The sequence below is a fragment of the Dawidia cretensis genome, assembly GCF_018598175.1.
In the GTDB taxonomy this organism is placed as follows: domain Bacteria; phylum Bacteroidota; class Bacteroidia; order Cytophagales; family Cyclobacteriaceae; genus Ohtaekwangia; species Ohtaekwangia cretensis.
Window position 1 is genome coordinate 1 of sequence record NZ_JAHESE010000020.1, and the last position, 23,357, is coordinate 23,357.

The following is a 23,357-nucleotide window of genomic DNA, read 5'->3' on the forward strand; positions in this document are numbered from 1 at the left end:
GTAGCATTCCAATAGGTACAATGGTTCTGTTTCGACCAATAGGCCATGGATGAAGCCAAAGCTGCCAAAGCTTACCACTGCGGCATTGAACAGGTCGTCGTTAAGAATGTACTTCGCTTTAAGCTTCTCCGCAAAAGCCGGTTTCGTTACGCGATGGCTGGCGCGCTCGATATACACATTATGCTCGGGTACCTGGGGATCCGGACCGGTAATGATGTGCAGTCCCACCACAAACTCCTGAATTGCGCCGAACCCGAAGGCCGATCCGTGCGTTCCGGTAGACATCGCTCCGACGATCGTCTGACCGTTGCTTGCGCCGGACGTTTTCAACGAGCGTCCTTTCCGCTTCAGGTACACGTTAAGCTCATGAATGGATACACCGCATTGTACAAAAATAAGGTCTTGGCTGCTGCCGGTGTAGGCATCGTCCACGAGGGACGGCCCCAGGGAAAACCGTAAGTTAAGTCCCTTGGTGTTGTACATCCTTCCTTTATGGCACGTCGCAATGCGCGACCACGTCCAGCCACCGCCCAGCGCGCGTAATGTTATTCCCTGATCGATCACTTCGCCGATCTGTCCCTGGATCGCTTCCGACATTCTGGTATAGCTGATGAGGACATCATCGTCTGCGCTATTCCACATATCATAGAGATTGTCGATCTCTTCCGTAAATGTGAGGTGACGGTTCTCCCAGGTCTTGCTTCCGGTTTCGACTATTTTTAGCATAGTACTGTGGATTAGCGATTCATTATTCGATCACGGTATCACCGCCGGGTTGACAAGGCTTGGCACACTGCCATTCTACTTTCATCGGGCTCCATATTCCGAGCGTGGCCACGGTGATGACGGAATAACCAAAATTGGTGGTCATTCTTACTGTGTGAAAGCCCACCGGAGGATCGGGTGCAGCGCAGTTTGGTGGGTTTAGGCCGTTTCTGGGTTTGACCGCCAAGCCCCAAAAGAGATTGTGCATTGTAGCCGACTTTGTTTCAGTCGACGCGCTATTTTTGGAGGTAATCGTGTAGTGATAACACGACTGGAAGGCAGATGCCATGGCAAGCAGGAGCATGATTCTACAGGTAGATCTAAGATAAGGGGTGTTTGTCAGCATGGTATAAACGATTAAGTGAAGGCAATAAAAAAGCCCATCATTCTACCGCTATGGTAGCACGATGGGCTTCTAACCAAATGTAATCAGACTGACGCCATTTTACAATCTTTAGCCGGGAGGATTATTCCCCTATTATAATTGTCGGTATTGGCAAACATCTATACTCCTCAGCCGTTTAATACAGTCGGCTACAATAGCCTCCAGAATTTCTCCCAGCCAGTTCTGGAGACAGTGTTTATTAGTTAGTTATTTAATCACCCTTTAATTCCATTGCGTTATGAGAAACATTTCAGTCTTCTTCTCCCTATTCTTCTTTGCTCTCCTTTCCTCTTGTACCGAACAAGAAAGCACCGTTAGCAAACCTCAAGCAGTTCAGGTTTCTATCAACGCCGGCGAGGCCATCCTACCGGAGGAATCCTATTTCTTAATTACTGTTAACGACGCCGCGGGCAACCCCGTACTTACCGATCACGTAATGACGGCGGAGACGCCTTTGAATCTTCCCGCGGGCCATTACACGATCAGCGACTTCGCCGTTGTGAACGACGATCAGGTTTTGATGGCCGCGCCGAAGCAGGGCTCGCGCCTTGCCCAATCTGTGCGCCGCGCGCTTGGTTATGAATTTGACGTAACCCCGGAAACCGGTACCGCGCTGACGATCGATGTCCTGCAAGCTGCGTCCCAAAACGTAGCCGATTTTGGCTATACAGCCTTTAAGTTGCCTTTCTTTGCGCTCACCATGCGCACCCGGGTGGTCGACTTCTTTGATTTCTCTCTGGTCGGCACAGGATTGATCTATGTCTCCTGGGGTGACGGGATTATTGAGCAATATGATCTCGCTTCCACGGCCAACTACATGACACACAGTTATGCCCTCGCAGGTGTATACATTATTACCGTAATCGGCGACGTTGATCAAATCACAGACTTCTATTCATTTTATGGCAATGGACCGGTTTCGTCCATTAACTTTTCCCATGCGACCGCCCTGCGCGATGTACGGCTAGGCCTTACGGCCGGACCGACTCGAGTCAATCTCTCCAATTGTCCGAACCTGGAAGTAGTGAATATGCCAGGCATCCCTCAACTGGCGACGCTGCTGCTGCCGACGTCACACCATATTTATTTCATCAGCATAAGCGGACCTAATGCACTAAATACTGCCGACATCGACGCCATTACGAACAACATTTACGCAAACACCGTTGCCAACACCATTACCAGCGGCTACTTTACCTACTCAAATGACTGGTCGTCCATGACAGCACCTCCTATAGGTCCGCCGTCGCCAGCCACCACTGTCAAGCTCACGGAGTTGCAGAATACGTATGGTTGGACGCTTTATCCGACACCGTAGCATATTATCGATAAGGGTGGGAAAGTAAAAAGGCTCATCGCAGGTGTTTTGATTACGAACATCGGCGATGAGCCTTTTAAGAATGGCCATACTGGCTGCTGCTTAGCAATTCGCTCAAGTAATAGTCACCAAAAGGGAAACAGGCATTATTTTTTAACGCCAGTCCCGTAACTTGGTGGTATCAACATCCCATGACTATGAAAACGATCATCATCCTTTACTGCCTCGTGATTTCCGCTTTTTCCGTTTCTGCACAGGCAAAACTGAAAGCGGGGGACAAAGCTCCTGACTTTTCTGGCCAAGACCAGGACGGAAACCAAGTGACTCTCAAACAATACAATGGCAAAAAGGTAATCCTCTACTTCTATCCCAAAGACAATACCCCCGGCTGCACGGCGGAAGCCTGTAACCTGCGGGACAACAAAGACCTGCTGGCGAAAGAAGGATACGAAGTGATCGGTGTGAGCACGGATGATCAAACATCGCACAAGGATTTTAAGGCGAAATACTCGCTTCCTTTCCCCCTGATTGCCGACACCGACAAGTCCATCAACCAGAAGTACGGTGTATGGGTTGAAAAGGAGCGGGACGGGAAGAAGGCATGGGGTACGGCACGTACAACTTTTATCATTGACGAGAAAGGCACGATCACAGAAGTGATCGATAAAGTAGAAACAAAAGATCATGCATCGCAGATCTTAAAACTCTGAAACCATTAATCTTGAAACGTATGATACGTCACATTTCAATTCAAACAATCAAAGGCTCTGTACTTCTGCTTGCTGCACTGGCTTGTGTATCGTTTACGGTTGTGCTGCATCATGGATGGGCGAACTACGACCAGACAAAAACGCTGAACTTTAAAGGGGAGATTCTCGAATCAAGTTATGAGAATCCGCACGGAATGTTGAAACTGAAGGTAGACGACAAGGTATGGACCGTGGTGCTGGCACCGCCCAGTCGTATGGAAGCCCGTGGTCTGAAAAGTGATGCGCTCGCGAAAGGCACCTCGGCAACAGTTGTTGGCTATCCACACAAAAAAGTGAAAGATGAAATGCGGGCCGAACGGATCACGATATCCGACAAGACCACGGAATTACGATAAGGAATGCAGACCGATGTGTTTGAATGGCTGGAAGCTTCGCGGCTCGCTGTTTTTATCCGTCAGGCGCCGCTGCTGTTTCCGATCATTGAGATTGTCCACATCATCGGATTCGTTTTCCTGGTAGGCAGTGCGTTTATATTCGACATGCGTTTACTCGACCTATCCAAACGGCTCGCCGTAAAGGACGTTGCCGGTTATGTGCTTCCATGGTCTCGTCGCAGCATGCTGCTTGTAGTTCCGTCGGGCCTGCTCTTATTCATCTCTCAGGCAACAGCGCTGAGTACCAACGACATATTCGGATATAAGCTCATTCTCATTGCGGCGGCGATTGTCAATGCCGTTATCTTCCACCGCTATACGCTAGCACGTTGCGAACAGGGCGCTTCAACGCCACCCGCGGCGAAAGCAGCTGCTGTCATTTCCCTCCTGCTCTGGACATCCGTGATTACCTGTGGACGACTGATTGCATATTTTTGAGCAAAGCTTTCGAAAAATAGAATGCCGCTATCTTCCAAAGCCGATGGTTTGATGTACTTCGGATGGATTATACAATCGCCCCCGTGTTAAAACCAGACTGACTCTCCGGATGTCACTGATATTACTTACAGGATCGCCGTCGACCAGGATTATGTCGGCATCTTTCCCTTTTTCCAGGGTGCCGGTTGTCGTCGAGAGCCCCATTACACGAGCGGGTGTAATGGTGGCACACTGCAGCGCTTCCCAGGTCGTCAGACCGGCGGCTACGTACAGTTCAAGCTCACGGTACAAAGTATACCCCGGTATGAGCATATCGGTCCCAGCAACGATCGGAATACCCGCCTGATGCAACTGGAATACAAGCTTCTGATACACTTTTTGTGCTGGTATTTTCTTTTCTGCCTCTGCAGGAGGAAGTCCCATGCTGGTAAAATCAGCTTGCAATTTGGCGGGGAGTGTCTGAAAGGCCGGCTCGATACGGTTGAGCGGCTGATCCAACGGGCGGTACACCAACTCAAAAAGTGCAAGCGTTGGATCTACCACGATCTTTTTCTCCAGCAGTTTCTTGAGCATCTTCCGGTTGTCGGGGTGTTTCAGGTCCACATCACCGTTGGCATTGCCCACAAAAGCCCTCATGAGATAGGGAAGATGCGCGATCATGTCTATGCCCAGGTCGACGGTCTGCTCAGTGGTCATACCTTGTGGAATATGGCCGGCGACTGTCATTCCCGCGCGGTGGGCTTCCACGCAGATTGCCTGGACGACATCAGGTTTTAGCTGGCTGTAAAGCTTCACCTGGTGAAACCCGGCTTGTTTATACTTTTTCACAAGAGCAATGCCCTGCTCCTTCGTTTCGGCTATCATTATACCATTGCTCATCGGGCCAGGCCCATCGATGATCCCTGCCTTGAGTATGTTCGGTCCGACACCTTGCCCCGCATCGATCGTACTTTTCATGCTGTTAATGAAGACAAATTCATTTCCCATGTCCCGCACCGTTGTAATGCCGGTAGCGATGTAGGCCGGGCCCCACTCCACCTGCTTCATGTGTGCGTGCATGTCCCATAGCCCTGGTAGCATATGTCTTTGCTTTGCGTCGATGATTGTGGCGTTGGCGGGGATCACAGCCTTTTGGGTCGGACCGAGCCAGCTAATTTTTCCGTCTACTACAATAATGGCAGCATCGTGGAGCTTTTTTTCTTTCTCCACATCTACCAATACGCCGTGGATAATCGCAATGGCGGAATTTTCTTTTGATTTCGCGCTGTATAATCTGGCGCCGTATTCAGCCGATTTGGCGGCAAAGAAGAGTAAGTCGTTCTCATAGTCGGGGCGGACAAACTCAAATTTATCGCCTTCCGCGTTGATGGTTGTGAGTGCTGCCAGCTGGCCTCGCTGATCGATCCATAGAAACTCCCAGCCCCAAATAACATTGTTGATGCCAATGGCAGATAGTATACGGTCTCCGTTGGCATGACGGAGCGTATCGGTTGCCAGCGTGCGTATTTCAACCGGTCCAAACAGCGCCTGTACATTGGCAGGCTTTGAATTTTTCATCCACCAGGCTACCAACAATTCCTGGATAATTGCCGGCGCGTAGCCGTCGACCGGGAACATGTTGGCAGGCTTCGCCACTAGCTTGGTGGTGGAATCCTGCGTTATAAGCAAGCTATCTCCTCGAATGACTACGGCGTCGTTTATCTGGCTCATTCGAGAGGTATACCCCCTGGAAGTCATTTCAAGGGGGTCTCCGGAAGCCGACAGACGTATTGTTGCTTTCAGCGGCACATCCTTTCCGCGGTCGGCATAAAAACAATCGACCGAGTAGTGCCGGCCTCCGTCGGCCATACGATTGAGGTGATACGTTTCCCTGCCAATGACTTTTAGATGCCGGTGGATAATAAATCGGTCCGTGTCTGACGGCTGAGCCACCGCGGCGATACAACCGAACAGTAAAAGCGAGCAGAAAAGATATTTTTGCATAGGAAGAGAGGGTTCCCCAGCAATATCAACATTATCCCGCACAGTTTAACATCGCATTGCCGTGTATCACTTTTCTATAAACCTCGTCAATAGGTCAACGGCGGTCGCCGGCATCTTTATTTTGTAACGATATCCACCGGGAAAAACGTCCTCCTCCTTGATAAACTCGTGTCCTTTTTTACTGATCCAAAAGGTTTGCGTAGCACGCTGTCCTTTAAAATCACTTTCGGTATACAGTTTCCAGCAGTCTATCTTTTGGTTGTCGTACGTCTTGATCTCTTCGCTCCCTGTTACGGTGTATTTGACATAGTTGGGTTTATCAAAGCCCGCATCATAAAAATTAATAACAAAGATCTTTCCAGCAGCCAACGGTAGCATCTCAAATGTCTCTATATCCAGGTTCCAATTAAAACAGGGTTCAGCATAGTTGATTACAAAATCCTTTTGCGTGTTAATAGCAACCGTGTCGGCACCAGTAACTTTCTCAGCGCTCCAATGAAAAGATTTATTTTTCCCACCGACTGTTTCTGAATGGTAAACGGGCGAAAAATCACTAACTCTGTTGACAGAATAAACCGATCGATAGCTTGCGGTATCGCTGCCATACCAGTTTTGACTGGTTACAAAAACGCTTTCCCCATTGTTTTTTTGTACTTGCGTATTGCGCAACCAAAACCAGTAACGCAATGCTTTGGGTGATTGCGGCATCTGAAAGTAAACCAAATACTGGCGCATGCCTGGTTTAAGAGCTGACGTATTAAGTCGCTTATCTTTTAACCTGATGGTATCAACCTGTGCCACGGCACTTTTCATTTGTACTGATATCAGTAAAATGATAAGCAAGGCTGTTATGCATGCAAATTTCAATTTCGCTATTTTCATATTTTAGTTGATTTAGATGTGTCGATAGCAAAACTCTTATATCAGGCCGATTTGTGTATATTGTTTCAATACATTGGATATTATTTTTAACAATTTGCCCCGATGTCTCAAAAGCGGTGCATCCGCCAAGCCGTTGAATAAATCTGGCGAAGGGTTTAAAAAAATAATGGCCTTGCCAAAAGCTTTGTATTTTTAGCGCATGCAACTCTTCAAGAACAAGCCTACACTGGCGCAGCTGCAATGGATCGTCTGGATATTTGTTTTCCTGGTGATCGCCATATCACTCATGCAAATGGACCCTTTTGCGCAGGCTGTTATCTATGCCGCCTTAAATACTTGCTTTTATGCAGCCATTGTTTATGGCAATATTTCCTTGTTATATCCTCTGTATCAAAAAGGGCGTGTGTTTTTATACATAGTCGCTGTTATCGGACTTCTGCTGGCAACGGGCGCACTACGAATCGTGATTAGCGTACACGTCTACAATCTATGGTTTGCCCAACAGCCCGAACACTTGAGTCTGAAAATCTTTTACAATTCCGTGTTTGGCGGCTTAATGGTGTTTATGCTAAGTTTCGTCTTCAGGATAGCGATTGCTTATTTCACCCTGAAACAGCAGTCGGAAGAAATGATAACCCAGCGTAAGCAAGCCGAATTGAACCTGTTAAAATCGCAGGTGCAGCCACACTTTCTGTTCAATACCCTCAATAACATCTATTACGAGGCCTACCTTGAAGCGCCGCGCACGGCCAGGCTCATTGAACGGCTGAGCGACATTATGCGGTACTTTGTTGATGAAAGCCCCAAGCAGAAAGTCAGACTGGCAGCCGAGACTCAGTTTTTAGAAAATTACATAGCACTTGAGAAAATACGGATCCGCCATGAGATCGACATCAGCTTCATCACCCGGTACGATACAGACGTTACCGTGCCGCCCATGTTACTGATGACGTTTGTAGAAAATATTTTCAAACACGGTATTGACAAGAGCAGCAGCCACAATAAAATGGAAATTTCGCTGATTCAGGAAGACCAACGACTCTCGTTCACGACAACTAATACGTTACCCGAGCAGCCACAAAACTCACCCTCTACCGGCTTTGGCATTTCCAACCTTCGTCAACGCCTGGAGCTGCTCTACGGCAGCAATTTTCAGATGCAGACGTCAACCGTTGGCATGCTTTTCAAAGCGTCCTTAAACATTCCGTTATTATGAGTCTGAAGTGTATCATTGTCGACGACGAGCCAAACGCCGTTAATCTGTTAGAAGTTTTAATAGGGCAAACAACACAATGGACGTTGTTGGCCAAATGTTACAACGCGTTAGAGGCCATGGCCTTTTTAAAGAATAACACAGTAGACTTTATTTTTCTGGACATCACCATGCCGCATCTATCCGGAATGGAGCTTGCCGGTCTATTGCCTCCCGAAACGAAGATAGTGTTTACAACTGCCTATGCCGAGTATGCCGCGGAAAGCTATGGTTATGCAACCATAGATTACCTGCTCAAACCCATTACCCTGAAACGATTTTTAGCTGCCACGCAAAAAATTGAATCTGCCTTTACTAAAACAATGCTGCCCACTGCAATAAGTGCTCACAAAGCCGATGCCGACTATTTCTTTGTCAAGTCGGGCAAGACACTGCAAAAGATACTACTGAAAGAGGTGCTTTATTTCGAGGGTGAAAAAGAATACGTCAGACTGGTAACCTCCACGGAAGACTTGCTGATATACCGCCGCCTGAAAGATATCGACGAGCAGCTTGAGTCTCCCTTTGTAAGGGTGCATAACTCCTACATTGTGAATACGGAACTCATTAACAAAGTACAGGACAACCATATTCACATCGGCACGAAACAAATACCCATCAGTGATAAGTTTAGGGACCGGTTTATGGAGATGGTCAAGAAGAGGATATTTTAACGAATTGTCTGAAAACATGCTGCGCCCAGTGAAGGAAAGGCCGTGTTTAAACGTCTTTTTTCGCTGTTTTACGCAAAAAAGCACTCCCCCGCACTTCCTGCTTCTGCTCTTTGTTTTAGTCGTACCTTTACTTTTATATTGACCACGAGGGCCCCGATGAAAAGCGGAAAAGTATACCTCTTAGCGTGTTTTCTAACCCTGTCGCCTGGCTTGCTTGCCGGACAATCCCACTTCACGGACAGCTTAGAACAAAAGCTTGCAAACGTTACAGGGGAACCACGGGTTGATATCCTCAACCTGCTTACGTACGAATTCATCACCATCAATGCGGAAAAAGTACTTGCCTACAACACCGAAGCGCTGGGCCTGAGTAAAAGCCTGGGCTACCTGAAAGGCGAAGCACGCGCCCGCACATACCTGGGAGTGCACGAATATCTTTCAGGCCAGCTTCGCGAAGGCCATCGCGATCTGAATACCGGGCTGCTTTTGGCCAAACACGCAGGCGACAAAGCGCTTTACGGCTATACATTGCTGCAATTGGGCAACTGCAGCCTCGAAGAGGTGGAGATGGATTCGGCGCTCCGTTTCTTTAACCAAAGCCGGGCGATCTTTCAGGACAGCACCGATCCGCGCACGCTCTCGAAGATCTACCGAAACCTCGGTGCACTGTACGGTCAACGGTACCAGACGGACTCGCAGTTCTACTACTTCGACCGTGCTATCCGCATACGCCGGATGCTCCCGAACAAGACGCTGCTTGTAGAAGCGCTGGTCGCCAAGATCAAAGCGAAAATAGAACTGAACGAATTTTCCGACGCGCAAAACCTGTTGCGCGAAGCCGACGGTTTTGTGAGCAACCGCCCCGAAGATGAGGAGAACCTGAACGACCTGCGTCACATCAAGGCGCTCACGCTTTTTCAGAGGGGGAAATATACCCAGGCCGATATCCTGTTCGATTCGGCGCGAAATTACTTTCTCAAAAAATCATTGCTGCGAAAGTACGTCACCCTGCTGATCGATCTGGGCAAAGTCTTTACGGCGCGCGGCGAGTACGAGCTGGCGCTCAGCAACCTGTACGATGCATTGAGGTTAAGCCAGGTTCGTCACTTCGATGCAGAATCCGTGATCATTCGCATCCAGATCGGCTGGATCTATCAGCAGTTAGGCAACACATCGCAGGCATTGCACATGGCCGACGACGCCATCGCGCTCTATCCAAGAAAATTATTGCTGGCCGAGCGCGCCAATGTGCTTACGCTGAAAGGCGTTGTGCTCACGGACATGAACAAGTTCACCGAAGCGCGTAAATGTCTCGATTCTGTTCTAAGAATTTATTCCAATGTAGGGAGCGTCCTGGGAAGAAGCGAAACCCTGACCCGGCTTGGGTCGCTGGAGAGCAAACAGGAAAATTACCCCGCTGCTATTCGTCATTATCAGGAGGCTGTGGCGCTGGCGACGGAGGTGGAGTATAACTACGGGCTTGCCCTGTCGTACTGGGGATTAGGCGACGCTTCCTACCGGCTAGGCAACTTCGATAACGCGATCGCGTCGTTGGAGCAGTCGCAAAAGTATGCCGACGGTGCTTCTGAAATTCTTGTGCTCAACTATACCACACGCCGTGACCTGCTGACGGCGCAAAAACGGTATCAGGAAGCACTGCAATATTCGCTGCTGGCCTCGCAGCTTCGCGACTCCATTCACAAAGTCGACGTGGCACGGAGATTTGTAAACCTGGAGAAGATCGAAGAAATCGAACAACACGAACGCAATATCCAGGTCTTGCAGAAAGACAAGGAGCTTGCCGAAAACAAATTATCGCTCCAGGAGGTTCAGCTCAAACAACAGTCCACGCTCATCATCGGCGGTCTCGTCGGTATAGCACTGCTCGGCGGATTGGTGTTGATGTATTATCGTTTCAACGTTTCTATTACCGCAAAAAATGCAAGCATCGTTGAGCAGGCCGATAAGTTGCATGAAACACATCAGGAACTGAAAAAGTTGTACCAGGAAGTTTCCGAGCAGAAAGAAGAGATCCAGGTGCAAGCCGATAAACTGGCGGAGTCGAACCGCGCCATCTCCGACGTGAACCGGAATCTGGAAAAAGTTGTCGAAGAAAAAACGGCACAGCTTAAGCGCACCAACAGCGAGCTGATCAAACACAACAATGAGTTACTCCAGTTCTCGTACACCGTATCGCATAACTTACGCGGTCCCGTGGCGAGGTTACTGGGGCTGGCAGAACTGGCGCGGATCGACAAGCAGCTGATCGAAACAACACAGTTGGTCGAGTTTATCGGGCGAACGGCTTCCGATCTCGATCTGATCATCAACGACCTAAGCAAGATCCTCGAACTGCGCAACGAGCCACACCAGTTCCTGGAAGCGGTGCCACTGGAAAAAGAATGGAGCCAGAGCAAAAGCCTGTTACAAGATAGCCTCACCGGCCGCGAAGAAATCATCACCAACTTCGGCGCATTGCCGGAGATCCATACCGTGCGAGCGATGCTGCAAAGTATTTTTTACAATCTGTTGAGCAACGCGATTAAATACCGTTCGCCCGAACGGACGTTGCGCGTCATAGCCACCAGCCGGCGCGAGAACGGAAATGCCGTGCTCGAGATCGCCGACAACGGGCTGGGCATCAACGTCGCACGGCACAACGAAAACCTGTTCAAGCTTTATAAACGTTTTCACACCCACGTGGAAGGCCGGGGCATAGGTCTTTACCTCATCAAATCACAGGTCGACGTGCTTCACGGCTCCATCGAAGTAACGTCGGAGCCGGATAAAGGCTCGGTATTTCGCGTTGTGCTGCCCATACCGGATGAGCGGGACGTGAAAAGCTGAGGTTGGCATAAAAATTAAAAAGGGATGTCGCTAATTCTGACAACGTCGGAGACGTCACCTACCCTTTCCTGCACTTAATCACGTAGAACGGATAATTTTCCGCAATCTCTGTGACTTCGACAAGTCCAGCCTTTCCAAACTCGGCTTCAATGATTTCTTTATCATAGAAAAACATGTTTACTCCGCCGAACATTTCATATCGGTTCTCTCCCACTAATTTGCCCTGGCCATAAGTAGATGCCTCTTTTGTGATGGTCGTGAATACCATATACCCTCCATCCGCGAGTTGATTGTAGCAGTCACCAATCAGTTTTTTACGTTCACCGCTATCCAGAAGATGAATTAAGGCATAACAAAATATTCCGTCGTATGTCAGGTCGTCGAAAGGCATATTCGTTACTGAGCTATGGAAAATGATCATTGAATCTCCATAGTGTTTCCTGGCCATCTCAATGGCGGTTCTAGATATTTCGATACCCGTTACCATCATCCCGTTATCTTGAAAAACCTTCGCATTCCGCCCATAGCCAATTCCAGGGATAAGAACATTTCTAACTTCTTTTTGAAGAAAGAACTCGGCGGTGAATACAGCTGACTTCGCCGGCTCATACCCCCACATTTCGTGCTTTTCCGAAAAAGCTGTTTCCCAAAATTCTGCCATTGCTTCGTTTTATTACTAAAGTAAATCATCTATTCCGTTAATACATGATATCAAGCGCTGACGCCATTTGCTTCAGGAAAATCTGACCTGCCAAAAGCTCACTCGGAGAGTCTATATCTTCGCCGTAATTTGGCGCAAAATGATAAATCAAGTTTTGGCCCGAACTGTTTTTTTCCGTTGGATGATAAAGCCACATTTGGAAAGAGAAGGTATTGATGACCGGTACGAGAATATCTTTTTTGTCGTAGTTATTGAGAAGCCTGGATTCAAAATGAAAAGACTTCCGGTTTCCAAGACAAAGTTCCCAGTGGTCGGTTCCAAATGACAAGAATTCGTGCTTGGCAACGTACTCACAAAAAGATTTAGGCCACCTTTCATAATTTTTTATACCACCAGCGGGCGAGGCATATAACTCTTCATCACCCGTAAACGAAACGATCAAATTACCTTCAAACACTCGCACGCCGGTTGCCTTTTGCATAATGGCACGTAAGACTGGCGCAAAGTCCTCGGCCGCCAGGTAAGAAAAGTGTTCATATAAGGATTTGTGAAGATCCTTCGTATTCAAAATTGAGTCGTATTGTTTCATGTTAAATAGTTACAGCGATTGTTATACGTATTTGCATTTCAGCGAAGTTGAAGGGATAAACAATGCCTGCCAGTATTTACCTCACCTGGAACAAAATATCGAACCCATAAAAATCGTGAAATACACGAATTAGTCAACACACCGACAACTCGTTACGGTCGATAGATATATTACTTGTGTGTAGCATCTCGCGCGAGCATTGTAATGCCTGGAATTTTATCGAACCCGTGAGCGATGGCAGGGGCATAAAAAAGGGGAAAACTATATAAGTTTTCCCCTTAGAGTGGAACCGGAGGGAGTCGAACCCTCGTCCAGAGAAGATGAACCCCGGGTCTTCTACATGCTTATTTGCTTTTTATTGTCGGGAGCGTCAAGGCAGGCAACAGCCTAAAACGCACCTTAGTCACTGTGTCTTAGCCGTGCTTAGTAACGTGGCACGGAGCGGATTTGCATAACGACACCGCGGATCAGCACCTGCAAAACGGTAGCGCTGGGCGATGATGGCTTTCCCGATCTTATCGGGACGAGGCGTAATTTAGCTTAGCTAAATTAGGCAGCCATGGCGTAGTTAGACTCGCCAAGTATGTTGTAGGACCATCTTTCAAGGCTCTCATCCCATGAGCCTGCATGCTTATACACGGTCTCAAGCATCCTGTCAAAACCGGTCGGCCCCATTTGTATTGTAGTCAAAGAACGGAAAACGGGGATGCAAAGATAACAAAAGTATTCACTCTGCAGTTCCAACGAAAAAGGAAGTGCCACGCGAAGGCATTTTCCAAAAGTTTAAGGCTTGTGTTTTCAAGTTCAGACTTCTCATTCTATCTTGCGGACCGCATGGAGAATTTTGTTGTTTCGGCACGGAAATACCGCCCCACCGGGTTTGACGAAGTGGTTGGCCAAGAGCACATTACCACGACGCTCAAGAATGCCATCGATAATAACAAGCTCGCCCAGGCACTGCTGTTTTGCGGTCCCCGGGGGGTGGGTAAAACCACCTGCGCGCGGATCGTGGCCCGCCTCATTAACGGCTTTGAAGAACGTACAGAGAACAACTCCCTGAATATCTTCGAGCTGGATGCCGCGTCCAACAACTCCGTGGAAGACATCCGGAACCTGATCGACCAGGTGCGCTACCCTCCTCAATTCGGCAAATTCAAGGTGTACATCATCGATGAGGTGCACATGCTTTCGAACGCCGCTTTTAACGCGTTTCTGAAGACGCTGGAGGAGCCGCCGTCATACGCCATCTTTATCCTGGCCACAACGGAAAAGCACAAGGTTATCCCGACGATCCTGTCGCGATGCCAGATCTTCGATTTCAATCGTATTCAAATAAGCGATATTGCCAATCACCTCAAGAAGATTGCCACACACGAAGGCATTCCGGCGGAGGACGAGGCGCTGCACCTGATCAGCCAGAAAGCCGACGGCGCCCTGCGCGACGCGCTCTCCATCTTCGACTTGATGGTGACGTATGCCGCTGGCAAAGGCGTGACCTTCAAGAGCACGCTGGCGAACCTCCACATTCTGGACTATGACTATTACTTCCAGGTAGTGGATGCATTGCTGACACAAAATCATACACAACCCCTCATGCTGCTGGACGAAATCCTGAGAAAGGGTTTTGACGGCCATAACTTTATCGTGGGTCTGAGCGAGCACCTGCGCAACCTGTTGGTATCGCAAGATGCCCGCACAGTGAACCTCATGGAGGTGCCTGACAGCGTGAAAAAGAAATATGCTCAACAGGCGCAGACGTCTCCCCCATCGCTGTTGCTGACGTGGTTGAACCTGGCCAACCAGTGCGACATTCACTATAAAGGCAGCAAGAGCCAGCGCCTGACGGTAGAGCTGGCCCTGATGAAGATGGCGCATGTGGGTGCTGTATTGAAGGCTGATCAGCTCTCTGGGAATGGACTTACCGATGCGGTAGGCTTAAAAAAAAAATTAGTGTAGAGTCTGAAGAAGGCTCTCCCAGCGCTGCAAACGCAGCTCCGGCAGCTACTTCGACGGCCGCTCCAACCACCACTCCTACCCCTGCTACGTCGACTCCTGTGACACATCCAGCAGCGCCTGCCAGTACGGCGCCGCCTGCGACAGAAAGCACCGAGGACACCGGCATTCAAATCCCCACGCTCAAGCCGAACTATGCCGAGAAGTCGCGCTTTCAGTCGGGTCCGAAAACCACGGTGAAGCTGACTAGCTTGCTAAAGGTGGAGCCGAAGAAAGACGCCGCTGCGAACGATGTGCCGGTGGAAGTCGATCAGCCTTTTACGCCGGAAAAGCTCCAGGTTGTATGGAATGAATTTGCCGAGCAACGCAAAAATCTACCCGCCGAGTATCAGCTGCTGACGCAACCTTATGACTTTACGCATCCCGTAATCACCGTACACCTTCATCACCTGGTGCAGGAGACGATGCTGAATAACATCCGACTACAGCTGTCGGCCTTTATTCGCGAGCGGCTAAAAAACAATTCCATTCAGATCGTAACCAAGATCGTGGAAATTGACGAGTCCAAGCGCGTATTCTATACGCCGCGGGAGAAGTTCGATCACTTGCTGGAAAAAAACCCTGTCTTGCGCGAGATGAAAGATCGCCTGGGGCTGGACACCGACTTCTAAGCCGGTGTTTCTATTCGACCTATGCCTTATTTTTTGAAGAAATCCTCGTAGGTAAGCACCTGCTTTTCACCATGGCTTTTGAATACGTTCAGATGGTACAACAGTACGACTGTTGTCAATAAGAAGATGAGCAGGTAGCCAACGCTGAGGAAGATAAAATCATACACGCCGCCTTTGTTGTAGGCTACGATGTCGTATCCAAACATGGCCACACCTGTAACAATGCTTCCCACCATATACCATGCGCCGGCATGCTCAAACAGCAACGCGCGAATGGCCAATACAGCCGCATATAGCAGCACACAGGCCGCTACCGCCAAATAGAGGCCTACCCACCGCGAGTATACCAGTGCAGGCGTAAAGAGTGTGAACATGGCAAACGATACATTCAATGTCACCACGATATAGGGTATGAGCTGGTGACTGAGCTTCTCCAGCAGTGCATGCAGGAACAGGACCGCCCAGGCGATGCCTGAATAGAGTGTGAGGTATTCAAGCCGCACTACCCACGCCCACGGCATAGATGGGAAGAAGGCCGTTGCCGGATATACGTTCGAGAACCATGCGCGTGCGCCCCAGCTGAAACACAGGAAAGCAAAGTATAGTACGACGCGTTGCCGACGTACCATGAACAATATCAAAAAGCTAAGCGCAAGAACAAACAATACTGCCGATTCAATGACCGAAGCGGTAATGGCATAGAAAGCATGATCGCGGATATTTGTAGACAGACCCAGCATGATGGGATCCTTTATACCCCCCTTATAATGATGAAAGTTGGCAATCTGTAACACCAGGACCAGCGTGTCGGCAGGATCCATGGAGATGACGCCGGCCTGGTGTATCCACTGGGGTACGGCCGTTTCCTTTTTGTCAGATACGACACCCGCCGAAGCGATCTCGAGGCCGTTGGCCCAGAGCGTATAGCAGCTATAGAGCTGCGGCACTTCCACGGCAAGTTGGTGAATGGTGTCAGGCAACAGGATTTTGAGCTGATAGGTGGTATAGCCCTGGCCTTTCCCGGTGGGCGTGGTTTCGTTCCAAAGCTCGGGCAAAAAGTGTATCTGGCCTTTCCTGGTGCGGGTTTCGCGGGGCGTTAATAGCTCATTGGAATAGTGCATCCAATAACCTGTCAGCGCAAGGTTTTGCTCCTGGAAATTCCAATGACGGGCGTCAAGCACACCCCCCTCTGCCCGGACGGTTGATTGTGCCTGGGCACTATAAACCAAGGACATGCATGCTATGACTAAGCAAATGATACGATCCCTCATACAGACAGGTATAAATTAATTAAACATGTAGTGAGGGAAAAGCTGAAGCGTTGGGATTCTTCAGCAAAACAGGTTTTAATCGAGACAAAGGTAGAAAAGAAAAGTATTCCACCACGGTGAACACTTTAAAAAGATGTCACCTTTCCTGATAATACCGGAATTATCCGGTTAAGTGGGTAATATCTGTTGCAACGCATCTTTACTATATGCAGTTGCGGTGATAATTACTGGTCTTCGTCAACGAAGAGACCCCAGCCGTCGCCTTCTTTTTTGGCCTGATGAAAGGTTTTGATCCAGGCCCGGAACAACACGCGAAAAGTCTCAATCTCTTTGCGAAGTAACACCAGGTACTCTTCGGGAAGGACTTCCTCGAAAATTAACGACGCGGCTTGTGATTGCAGGCTGCGGGCGTGGATTTTGACGATGGTAGCATTCTCCATCTTGAGGATAAAGTCGTCGATCGCTTCGGCGCTGGCGATTTTGGCAGGTATAACAATGGAGTCTTCGAGCATAATATTGCTGTGGATCATCTTTACCTCTTCGTCGTCAATGGAGTCGATAATGCGGCGCGTCATGTCGCGTATCTCTTCGGCTTTTTGAAAGATGGGCAATGCCTCCATGCGCCTCCGTTCTTTCTCGGGGTCGAACTCAGCGTCGCCGTCTTCGGTATCATCGTCTTCCCACATAGCCTCGTTGATCGCGGTTATTAAAATATACTCTTACGACGCGACCGCGACGTACGGGGAGCCGACCCGAACAGCATGCCGAAGATACCGCGCACCACCTCGCGACCTACTTGTTTGGCCACGGGCGATGAAATCACTTCTTCAAACGTTGATTTCTCGCGTCGCGGTGATGTTGTGCGGCGTACCGGTGCCTCGGCGCGCCCGGCAGCTTTCTTTTCTTCGGCTTCTTCCTGCAACTCCTGCATGCGCTCGTTCAGCATCTCGAATGCACTCTGTGGGTCGACGGAGTCTTTATACTTTTTATACAGATCAGACCGGGTCAGCACCTGATCGTATTCATCTGTCGCCAGCGGACCCATGAACGATGCCGGCGGTGACAAGTGTGCCACGACAGTCTCTGTTGGTATACCTTTTTCGTTCAGCACGGTAATGAAAGCCTGGCCAATGCCCAACTGCGTGAACTGTTGTTCCATATCGTAGAAAGCCGATTTTGGAAAGGTCTTGATCGTTTCCCGCAAGGCCTTGGCATCGTTGGGAGTAAAGGCGCGGATCACGTGCTGTATGCGGTTGCCAAGCTGCGCCAGTACGGACGGTGGTATATCTTGTGTCACCTGCGTGCAGAAGAACACACCAACCCCTTTGGAACGAATGAGGCGGATGATCTGGTCGATCTGATCCAGGAATACTTTAGGAGCGTCTTTAAACAGCAAATGCGCTTCGTCGAGGAAAAACACCAGCTTGGGCTTGTCGAGGTCGCCGGCCTCGGGCATGCGCTGGTATATTTCTACCAGCAACGCCAGCAGGAAGGTAGAGAATATAGCAGGCTGATGTTGTACGTCCGATACGTTCAGTAAGCTAATAACGCCGCGACCGTCTATCTTTTCGAAAAGGTCCTCGATATCGAACGACGTTTCACCAAAGAGCTGATCAATGCCTTGCTGCTCGAGCGCAACAATCTTGCGCAAGATGGTGCTCGCGGTAGCCGAAGAGATCTTGCCGTAGTCGCTTTTGATTTCCGCTGCGCCGGGACCTTCCGTCAGGTAATTGAGTACCTTCTTTAGGTCTTTGAAATCGACGATGGGCAATGATTTATCATCGGCATATTTAAAGAGGATGTTCAATACACCCGACTGTGTTTCGTTCAGCTCGAGGATCTTGCTGAGCAAGGCCGGGCCGAACTCCGTCACCGTGGCACGCATCTGCGCGCCAAGCTTGCCGCTAAGCGAGTATATTTCTACGGGGAAACCTGTGGGTGTATAGTGAATGCCGATGGCCTGTGTGCGCTCGGTGATCTTATCGTTTACGACGCCTTCCCTGGCCATGCCGGAAAGATCGCCTTTCATGTCGGGCATAAACACTGACACCCCGGCGGCGGAGAGCTGTTCGGCCATGAGCTGGAGCGTGCGGGTTTTACCAGAGCCAGTAGCACCTGTTACCAGGCCGTGACGGTTCATCATACGCAACGGCAGGTTTACTTTGGCGGCTGCAACGATCTCGCTTTGATAGACACCGGCGCCGAGGCAAATAGAGGGCAGATTGGTGGCGTACGCTTTGGTGATGGCTTCAATAAATTTCTCCTGAGACATGGGAACGACAAGTTTTACGCAATTTAAAACTATCGGATCAGGCAAAAAGAAAAAGGCCCGGAGTTTTCAGGCCTTTCCCATGGTTATGAAGGGGATATGCTATTTGGGATCCATGTAGTTCTGGAACGTGTAGGCAAACCCGAAGTTGAACAGCTGACTGACTTGAGCGCCGCTATCCTGGTCGAAGTCATAGAGCAGAATGCCGCCCAAGCCCACCGTAATAAAGCGATTCACTTTGGCGTTGAACATAAGGTCAAGGCGGTGGTCAATGGTCTTCATTTTAAGGGTCTCGTAGTTAGCAAACATGAGGTAACGCCATTTGAAGTTGATGTTGGTGGCAATTTCTTTGTCAAACTCGGCCTGCAGTTGGAACGCCAGCCATTCAAAGCGTGTGGTCTCTCCTACTTCGACACCATAGGGCGCCACGGAGTCTACCGCAACAAATCGGCCGTCATTGTGTCGCACGATGGTAACACGGGGCGCAAAAGGCGAAATGCGCACTTTGAAGTAAGGGGCGGGATGATATTCAACACCCCAGGCCGAGGTGGCGAACGCCGGGGCAAGGAAGTCGGAAATAAGGGATGCCTGCTCGAGTCCGGCCGCATCTTTGTCGTATTTATAGCCGGGAGCGAATTGCGACTGGAAGTTGAGGGAGGTGAAGACGTCCCAGTTTTTGCTGATACTATAGCCGTACTTGGTATCGACGAAGATGCGGTCCACGGTCTTACGATAGCCCTGGCCGGCGTTTTTAACGAAGCCGTGGAGCAGGTCGATCTCGTTGTCCCACGTGCTCCGGCCGTTTTTGTACCCGGCCTTATAGTTGAATGCGGCGTTTAACCCGATGGAGTTTACGCCGCCGGCTTTCCAGTTGGACGAGAAGGAGGCCTGATTTACGTTCGCGTTGAAGATAAGCTTCTTTTTCCAGGGCGAGAGGCTGTCAGGCTTTACGATCTGACCGACTACCGGCCCGGACAAAAGGAAACAAAAAATGGCAAGGGTTAGGGATAGGGATAGGCGTGCAACATCGTCCTTTTTCATACTGCATGGGTTTTGATCGAAAAATATCAATTAAAACCGTACCAGGAAAACTCAGATGTTGTTTAGTTTGATCTCGTCCAGCGCGACCTCTGTCAGCGGTTTGGTGATAAACTTGATGACGTGATTGTTGTTTACGATCTTGTCAATGTCACGCTTGTTGTCAGAGCTCGACAGGATGATAACCTTGCACTTGTTGCGTACCAGCTCGTTGAATTTTTCGAACTCGTACAGGAATACAAAGCCATCTACGATCGGCATGTTGATGTCGAGAAAGATCAGGCTGGGCAGGTTATCGGGAACGTTTTGATTTTCACGCAAGTAGTCTAATGCTGCCTTTCCGGATCCTTTCACTTCAACACGCTTGGCAAACTTGGTGATCTCAATGATACGCTTGCTGATAAAGTTATCAGTGTCGTTATCATCCACAAGCATTACCAGGTCTATGGCTTTAATATCTGTTTGCATCAATGGTCAGGTAAATCTGTCTACACATCCTTTAATATAACACGAATCACAAAAATATCCTTTTTTGCAATATTTGAGAACCCGCGACACAATTTCCAGAAAAGACGTAATAAATAGCGGCAAAAAGTTAAAAAAAGGTTTATCATTTTTGCTGTATTCTTAGCTTCTCTCCCACCGAAAGGGAAAAGTCTTTCTTGTTATTCCACTCCGTCAGCTCCTTAATGGTCACGCCATACTTACGGGCTATCCCATATAAAGTATCGGTTGCTTTTACCTCATGGATCACCTCTGTCACCGGCTTATTGGTTGTTTCAACACGCTCCGGTGTGGCCGGTGCAGGTGTATTTTCAACCGCGGGCGCCGTCTCTTTGAGGCGTAGTACCATACCAGGCTTGATGCTTTCCTGTAAGTTAAGGTTATTAAGGTTCACCAGGTCCATCACACCCAAGTTGTATTGACGCGCAATGGCATACAAGGTCTCTTTGGGTTGTACTGTGTGTGTATCGGGCACAGTTATCACCACTATCGGTTCGGTCACAACCGGTTTCAATGCCGTGCTATCAACCGGTGCCGATACTTCTACACGATCAGGCAATAAGATCCTGGCTGAATCGATGGCTTCTACAGCCGTTTCAACTGTATCCGCAAGCGTTTCCGACACGCTGTCTGCCGGCGGCACGGTGGTTACTGTTGCCGGTGTAGGCGTTGTTACAACCGTTACAGGGGTGGTGGTGGTTACGACCGGCATCTGTGTTTTGCCTTCGTTGGGATCTACACCCCATGCAAATGTTTGCGATTTATCTATTTCAATAGGCCTTGTATCAGCCGGCGTCTTATCGGCGTCTTTAGGCTTGCGCGCCGATAGCCACAGGGTCATGCCGGGCTTGATGTCGCGGTCGGACTCGATGCGATTATAGCGTTTGAGCTTCTTTACCTGCACACCGTACTGCTGGCTGACACTCCACAGGTTATCACCGGCCGCCACCGTATGATACGCCTTGTCCGCACGGGCGCGTTTCTTACCCAGCAGGTATGTCTGACCGACCGTGAGCGCGCCCGGGTTTTCCAGGTCGTTCCATTTCACAAACGAACCTACCGCTACGCCTGCACGCGCGGCCAGTTGGACCGCGCCTTCACCTTGCCGGGCCTCGATAACAGGGATGCCATTGACCTTCCGGCGGCTCTCTTTTTGAGCAGAAACCGATGTACTGTTTTTGGCTGTCTCACCAGCTTTTGAGGCAATGGTATTATTGGGTAACCGGATTTCTCCGGTATTTCCCTTCACCGGAATGACGATGACGTAGGTGCGATCGCTCGGAATGTCGCCAGATTTCGTCCACTTATTATATAGTTTCAGTTCTTCCTCGTCGATCGATACTTCCCTCGCAAAGTCGCTCAACGACTTTTTGTTCTGGCTCTCGTAGGTCATGGCTTTGATCTGTCCATCGCCTTTGACCATATCTTCGAAGGCTACTTTGTGGGCCAGGTATTTCTTGACATACCAATACGTCTTGCTGGTGATCTCCATACTCCGGGCTCCGGGCTGGCTATCTTTCTCGCTGCGCATCACCGCGCCGGCACCCATTTGGTATGCTTGCAGCGCATATATCCAATTATTGAAATAAACGTTGTTCTTTTTGAAGTAGCGCGCAGCGGCACGACTGGACGAGGCAATGTTCATGCGTTCATCGATCTGCTTGTCTACACGTAATCCCATCTCCATAGCGGTAAAATCCTTGAACTGCCAGAAACCAACGGCATTGGATACCGACACGGCATCTGCGATCAGTGCGCTCTCTTGCAACGCCAGGTATTTGAAATCGTCGGGGACATTTTCTTCGGCAAAAATCTTCTCGATAATCGGGAAGTATGTCTTAGCACGTTCTACCTTGATGTTGTGATGCCGGGGCGATTGAGTGAGCGCATCTACATCTTTTTGTATTTCACGGCGGGCATCGTCGCGAATGGTCAGCGTGATGCCGGCGAACGCCATCTTGTGCGGGACCTGCGGTGTCGGTGTCGTCTGCGCCGCTACGGTATACGATACCGCAAAAAATAGCGCGAAGAGTAATCGCATCATAGTCAAGAAGAGATTAAAAAGTTTTACAAAGATACTTTTCTCAACAACATAATACCATCCCGAACCGGAAGAAGTACGTTCTCTACCCGTGGATCGGCGTGAATCTTTCGATTAAACTCCTGTATGGCGCGGGTATCCTTGTCCGTTTTTTCATCCAGCACCTTGCCATCGCGGAGTACATTGTCGGCCAGAATAAACCCACCCGGGCGTACCTTGTCGATTACCAGGTCATAGTACTTGCTGTAACGCTCTTTGTCAGCATCGATAAACACCAGGTCGAAGACTTCCTCTATACCGGGAATGAGCGTGCCGGCATCGCCGATCCTGTAGTCAATGGCTTCTTGTAAGCCTGCCTCGGCGATGTATTTACGTACGCGGCCCTCCAGCTCTTCGTTGATGTCTAGCGTAATGAGCTTGCCCTGGGGCGCAAGGCCTTCTGCCAGGCATAGCGCCGAGTAGCCTGTATAGGTTCCGATCTCGAGTATGCGCTTGGGATGGATCATGGCGCTGATCATCGCCAGCAGGCGTCCCTGCAAGTGGCCGGACAACATGCGGGGCATCATCACCTGCGCATGGGTGTCGCGGTTGATGCGACTCAACAACGGGCTTTCTTCGTTGGTGTGTTGCTCGGCGTACCGCTGGATGGCTTCGTTCAGAATGTTCATGTGT

The 23,357-nt window shown here is 49.5% G+C and carries 22 protein-coding genes and 1 other RNA gene; 9 read left to right on the top strand and 14 right to left on the bottom strand.

Annotated features, from left to right (window positions below):
* Both KK062_RS17940 and KK062_RS17945 read right to left on the bottom strand, forming a co-directional pair.
* Nucleotides 1-726, bottom strand: a 726-nt coding sequence (locus tag KK062_RS17940) for an FAD-binding protein (protein ID WP_254085716.1), incomplete at its 3' end; no start/stop codon positions are given.
* Between the two features lie 22 nt (nt 727-748).
* A complete protein-coding gene (locus tag KK062_RS17945; protein WP_317195791.1) occupies nt 749-1,111 on the bottom strand; it encodes a Bor/Iss family lipoprotein in 363 nt (120 codons plus the stop codon).
* Between the two features lie 277 nt (nt 1,112-1,388).
* Here KK062_RS17945 and KK062_RS17950 point away from each other — a divergent pair, with 277 nt between their 5' ends.
* The 4 genes from KK062_RS17950 (at nt 1,389) to KK062_RS17965 (ending at nt 4,050) form a co-directional block, all read left to right on the top strand.
* Nucleotides 1,389-2,468 carry a hypothetical protein gene (locus KK062_RS17950; RefSeq protein ID WP_254085717.1) on the top strand — a complete coding sequence of 360 codons (1,080 nt, stop codon included), beginning with the start codon at nt 1,389-1,391 and terminating at the stop codon, nt 2,466-2,468.
* A 197-nt stretch (nt 2,469-2,665) separates the two neighbouring features.
* A complete protein-coding gene (gene bcp, locus KK062_RS17955; RefSeq protein ID WP_254085718.1) occupies nt 2,666-3,178 on the top strand; it encodes a thioredoxin-dependent thiol peroxidase in 513 nt (170 codons plus the stop codon).
* Nucleotides 3,179-3,198: 20 nt separating this feature from the next.
* Nucleotides 3,199-3,573, top strand: a complete 375-nt coding sequence (locus KK062_RS17960) for a DUF6152 family protein (RefSeq protein WP_254085719.1) — start codon at nt 3,199-3,201, stop codon at nt 3,571-3,573.
* A gap of 3 nt (nt 3,574-3,576) precedes the next feature.
* Nucleotides 3,577-4,050 carry a DUF6644 family protein gene (locus tag KK062_RS17965; protein ID WP_254085720.1) on the top strand — a complete coding sequence of 158 codons (474 nt, stop codon included), beginning with the start codon at nt 3,577-3,579 and terminating at the stop codon, nt 4,048-4,050.
* A 27-nt stretch (nt 4,051-4,077) separates the two neighbouring features.
* On the opposite strand, the gene KK062_RS17970 is transcribed toward KK062_RS17965, so the two are convergent.
* Both KK062_RS17970 and KK062_RS17975 read right to left on the bottom strand, forming a co-directional pair.
* A complete protein-coding gene (locus KK062_RS17970; RefSeq protein WP_254085721.1) occupies nt 4,078-6,033 on the bottom strand; it encodes an amidohydrolase family protein in 1,956 nt (651 codons plus the stop codon).
* Between the two features lie 66 nt (nt 6,034-6,099).
* On the bottom strand, nt 6,100-6,915 hold the full coding sequence (locus tag KK062_RS17975; RefSeq protein ID WP_254085722.1) for a DUF3108 domain-containing protein: 816 nt from the start codon (nt 6,913-6,915) through the stop codon (nt 6,100-6,102).
* A 199-nt stretch (nt 6,916-7,114) separates the two neighbouring features.
* Here KK062_RS17975 and KK062_RS17980 point away from each other — a divergent pair, with 199 nt between their 5' ends.
* The 3 genes from KK062_RS17980 to KK062_RS17990 all read left to right on the top strand — a co-directional run bounded on the left by KK062_RS17980 (nt 7,115) and on the right by KK062_RS17990 (nt 11,688).
* A complete protein-coding gene (locus KK062_RS17980; RefSeq protein WP_254085723.1) occupies nt 7,115-8,131 on the top strand; it encodes a sensor histidine kinase in 1,017 nt (338 codons plus the stop codon).
* Nucleotides 8,128-8,841, top strand: a complete 714-nt coding sequence (locus tag KK062_RS17985) for a LytR/AlgR family response regulator transcription factor (RefSeq protein ID WP_254085724.1) — start codon at nt 8,128-8,130, stop codon at nt 8,839-8,841. Before KK062_RS17980 ends, KK062_RS17985 begins: the two co-directional genes overlap by 4 nt.
* A 156-nt stretch (nt 8,842-8,997) precedes the next feature.
* The gene (locus KK062_RS17990) at nt 8,998-11,688 is read left to right on the top strand and encodes a tetratricopeptide repeat protein (RefSeq protein WP_254085725.1); all 2,691 of its coding nucleotides are present in this window, start codon (nt 8,998-9,000) and stop codon (nt 11,686-11,688) included.
* Between the two features lie 58 nt (nt 11,689-11,746).
* Here the strand turns inward: KK062_RS17990 and KK062_RS17995 are convergent, their stop codons facing one another.
* From KK062_RS17995 to ssrA, 3 genes are all read right to left on the bottom strand, one after another.
* Nucleotides 11,747-12,349 carry a class I SAM-dependent methyltransferase gene (locus tag KK062_RS17995; RefSeq protein WP_254085726.1) on the bottom strand — a complete coding sequence of 201 codons (603 nt, stop codon included), beginning with the start codon at nt 12,347-12,349 and terminating at the stop codon, nt 11,747-11,749.
* Between the two features lie 37 nt (nt 12,350-12,386).
* A complete protein-coding gene (locus KK062_RS18000) occupies nt 12,387-12,938 on the bottom strand; it encodes a hypothetical protein (RefSeq protein ID WP_254085727.1) in 552 nt (183 codons plus the stop codon).
* Nucleotides 12,939-13,219: 281 nt separating this feature from the next.
* Nucleotides 13,220-13,611: a transfer-messenger RNA gene (ssrA, locus tag KK062_RS18005) on the bottom strand.
* 161 nt (nt 13,612-13,772) lie between these two features.
* Here ssrA and dnaX point away from each other — a divergent pair.
* Both dnaX and KK062_RS18015 read left to right on the top strand, forming a co-directional pair.
* Entirely contained in the window at nt 13,773-14,894 is a 1,122-nt protein-coding gene (dnaX, locus tag KK062_RS18010; RefSeq protein ID WP_254085728.1) for a DNA polymerase III subunit gamma/tau, read from the top strand.
* A gap of 98 nt (nt 14,895-14,992) precedes the next feature.
* Nucleotides 14,993-15,562, top strand: a complete 570-nt coding sequence (locus KK062_RS18015) for a DUF8439 domain-containing protein (RefSeq protein ID WP_254085729.1) — start codon at nt 14,993-14,995, stop codon at nt 15,560-15,562.
* A gap of 26 nt (nt 15,563-15,588) precedes the next feature.
* On the opposite strand, the gene KK062_RS18020 is transcribed toward KK062_RS18015, so the two are convergent.
* From KK062_RS18020 to KK062_RS18050, 7 genes are all read right to left on the bottom strand, one after another.
* The gene (locus tag KK062_RS18020; RefSeq protein ID WP_254085730.1) at nt 15,589-16,797 is read right to left on the bottom strand and encodes a 7TM-DISM domain-containing protein; all 1,209 of its coding nucleotides are present in this window, start codon (nt 16,795-16,797) and stop codon (nt 15,589-15,591) included.
* Between the two features lie 260 nt (nt 16,798-17,057).
* Nucleotides 17,058-17,519 (bottom strand): hypothetical protein, encoded by a 462-nt coding sequence (locus tag KK062_RS18025; RefSeq protein ID WP_254085731.1) that lies wholly within the window; start codon nt 17,517-17,519, stop codon nt 17,058-17,060.
* 20 nt (nt 17,520-17,539) lie between these two features.
* Complete coding sequence (locus KK062_RS18030; protein WP_254085732.1) at nt 17,540-19,105, bottom strand: helicase HerA-like domain-containing protein; 1,566 nt, start codon at nt 19,103-19,105, stop codon at nt 17,540-17,542.
* 99 nt (nt 19,106-19,204) lie between these two features.
* Entirely contained in the window at nt 19,205-20,143 is a 939-nt protein-coding gene (locus tag KK062_RS18035) for a DUF3078 domain-containing protein (RefSeq protein WP_254085733.1), read from the bottom strand.
* 51 nt (nt 20,144-20,194) lie between these two features.
* The gene (locus tag KK062_RS18040; protein WP_254085734.1) at nt 20,195-20,608 is read right to left on the bottom strand and encodes a response regulator; all 414 of its coding nucleotides are present in this window, start codon (nt 20,606-20,608) and stop codon (nt 20,195-20,197) included.
* A 142-nt stretch (nt 20,609-20,750) separates the two neighbouring features.
* The gene (locus tag KK062_RS18045) at nt 20,751-22,688 is read right to left on the bottom strand and encodes a LysM peptidoglycan-binding domain-containing protein (protein WP_254085735.1); all 1,938 of its coding nucleotides are present in this window, start codon (nt 22,686-22,688) and stop codon (nt 20,751-20,753) included.
* Between the two features lie 23 nt (nt 22,689-22,711).
* Entirely contained in the window at nt 22,712-23,353 is a 642-nt protein-coding gene (locus KK062_RS18050; protein ID WP_254085736.1) for an O-methyltransferase, read from the bottom strand.
* Nucleotides 23,354-23,357 lie beyond the last annotated feature (4 nt).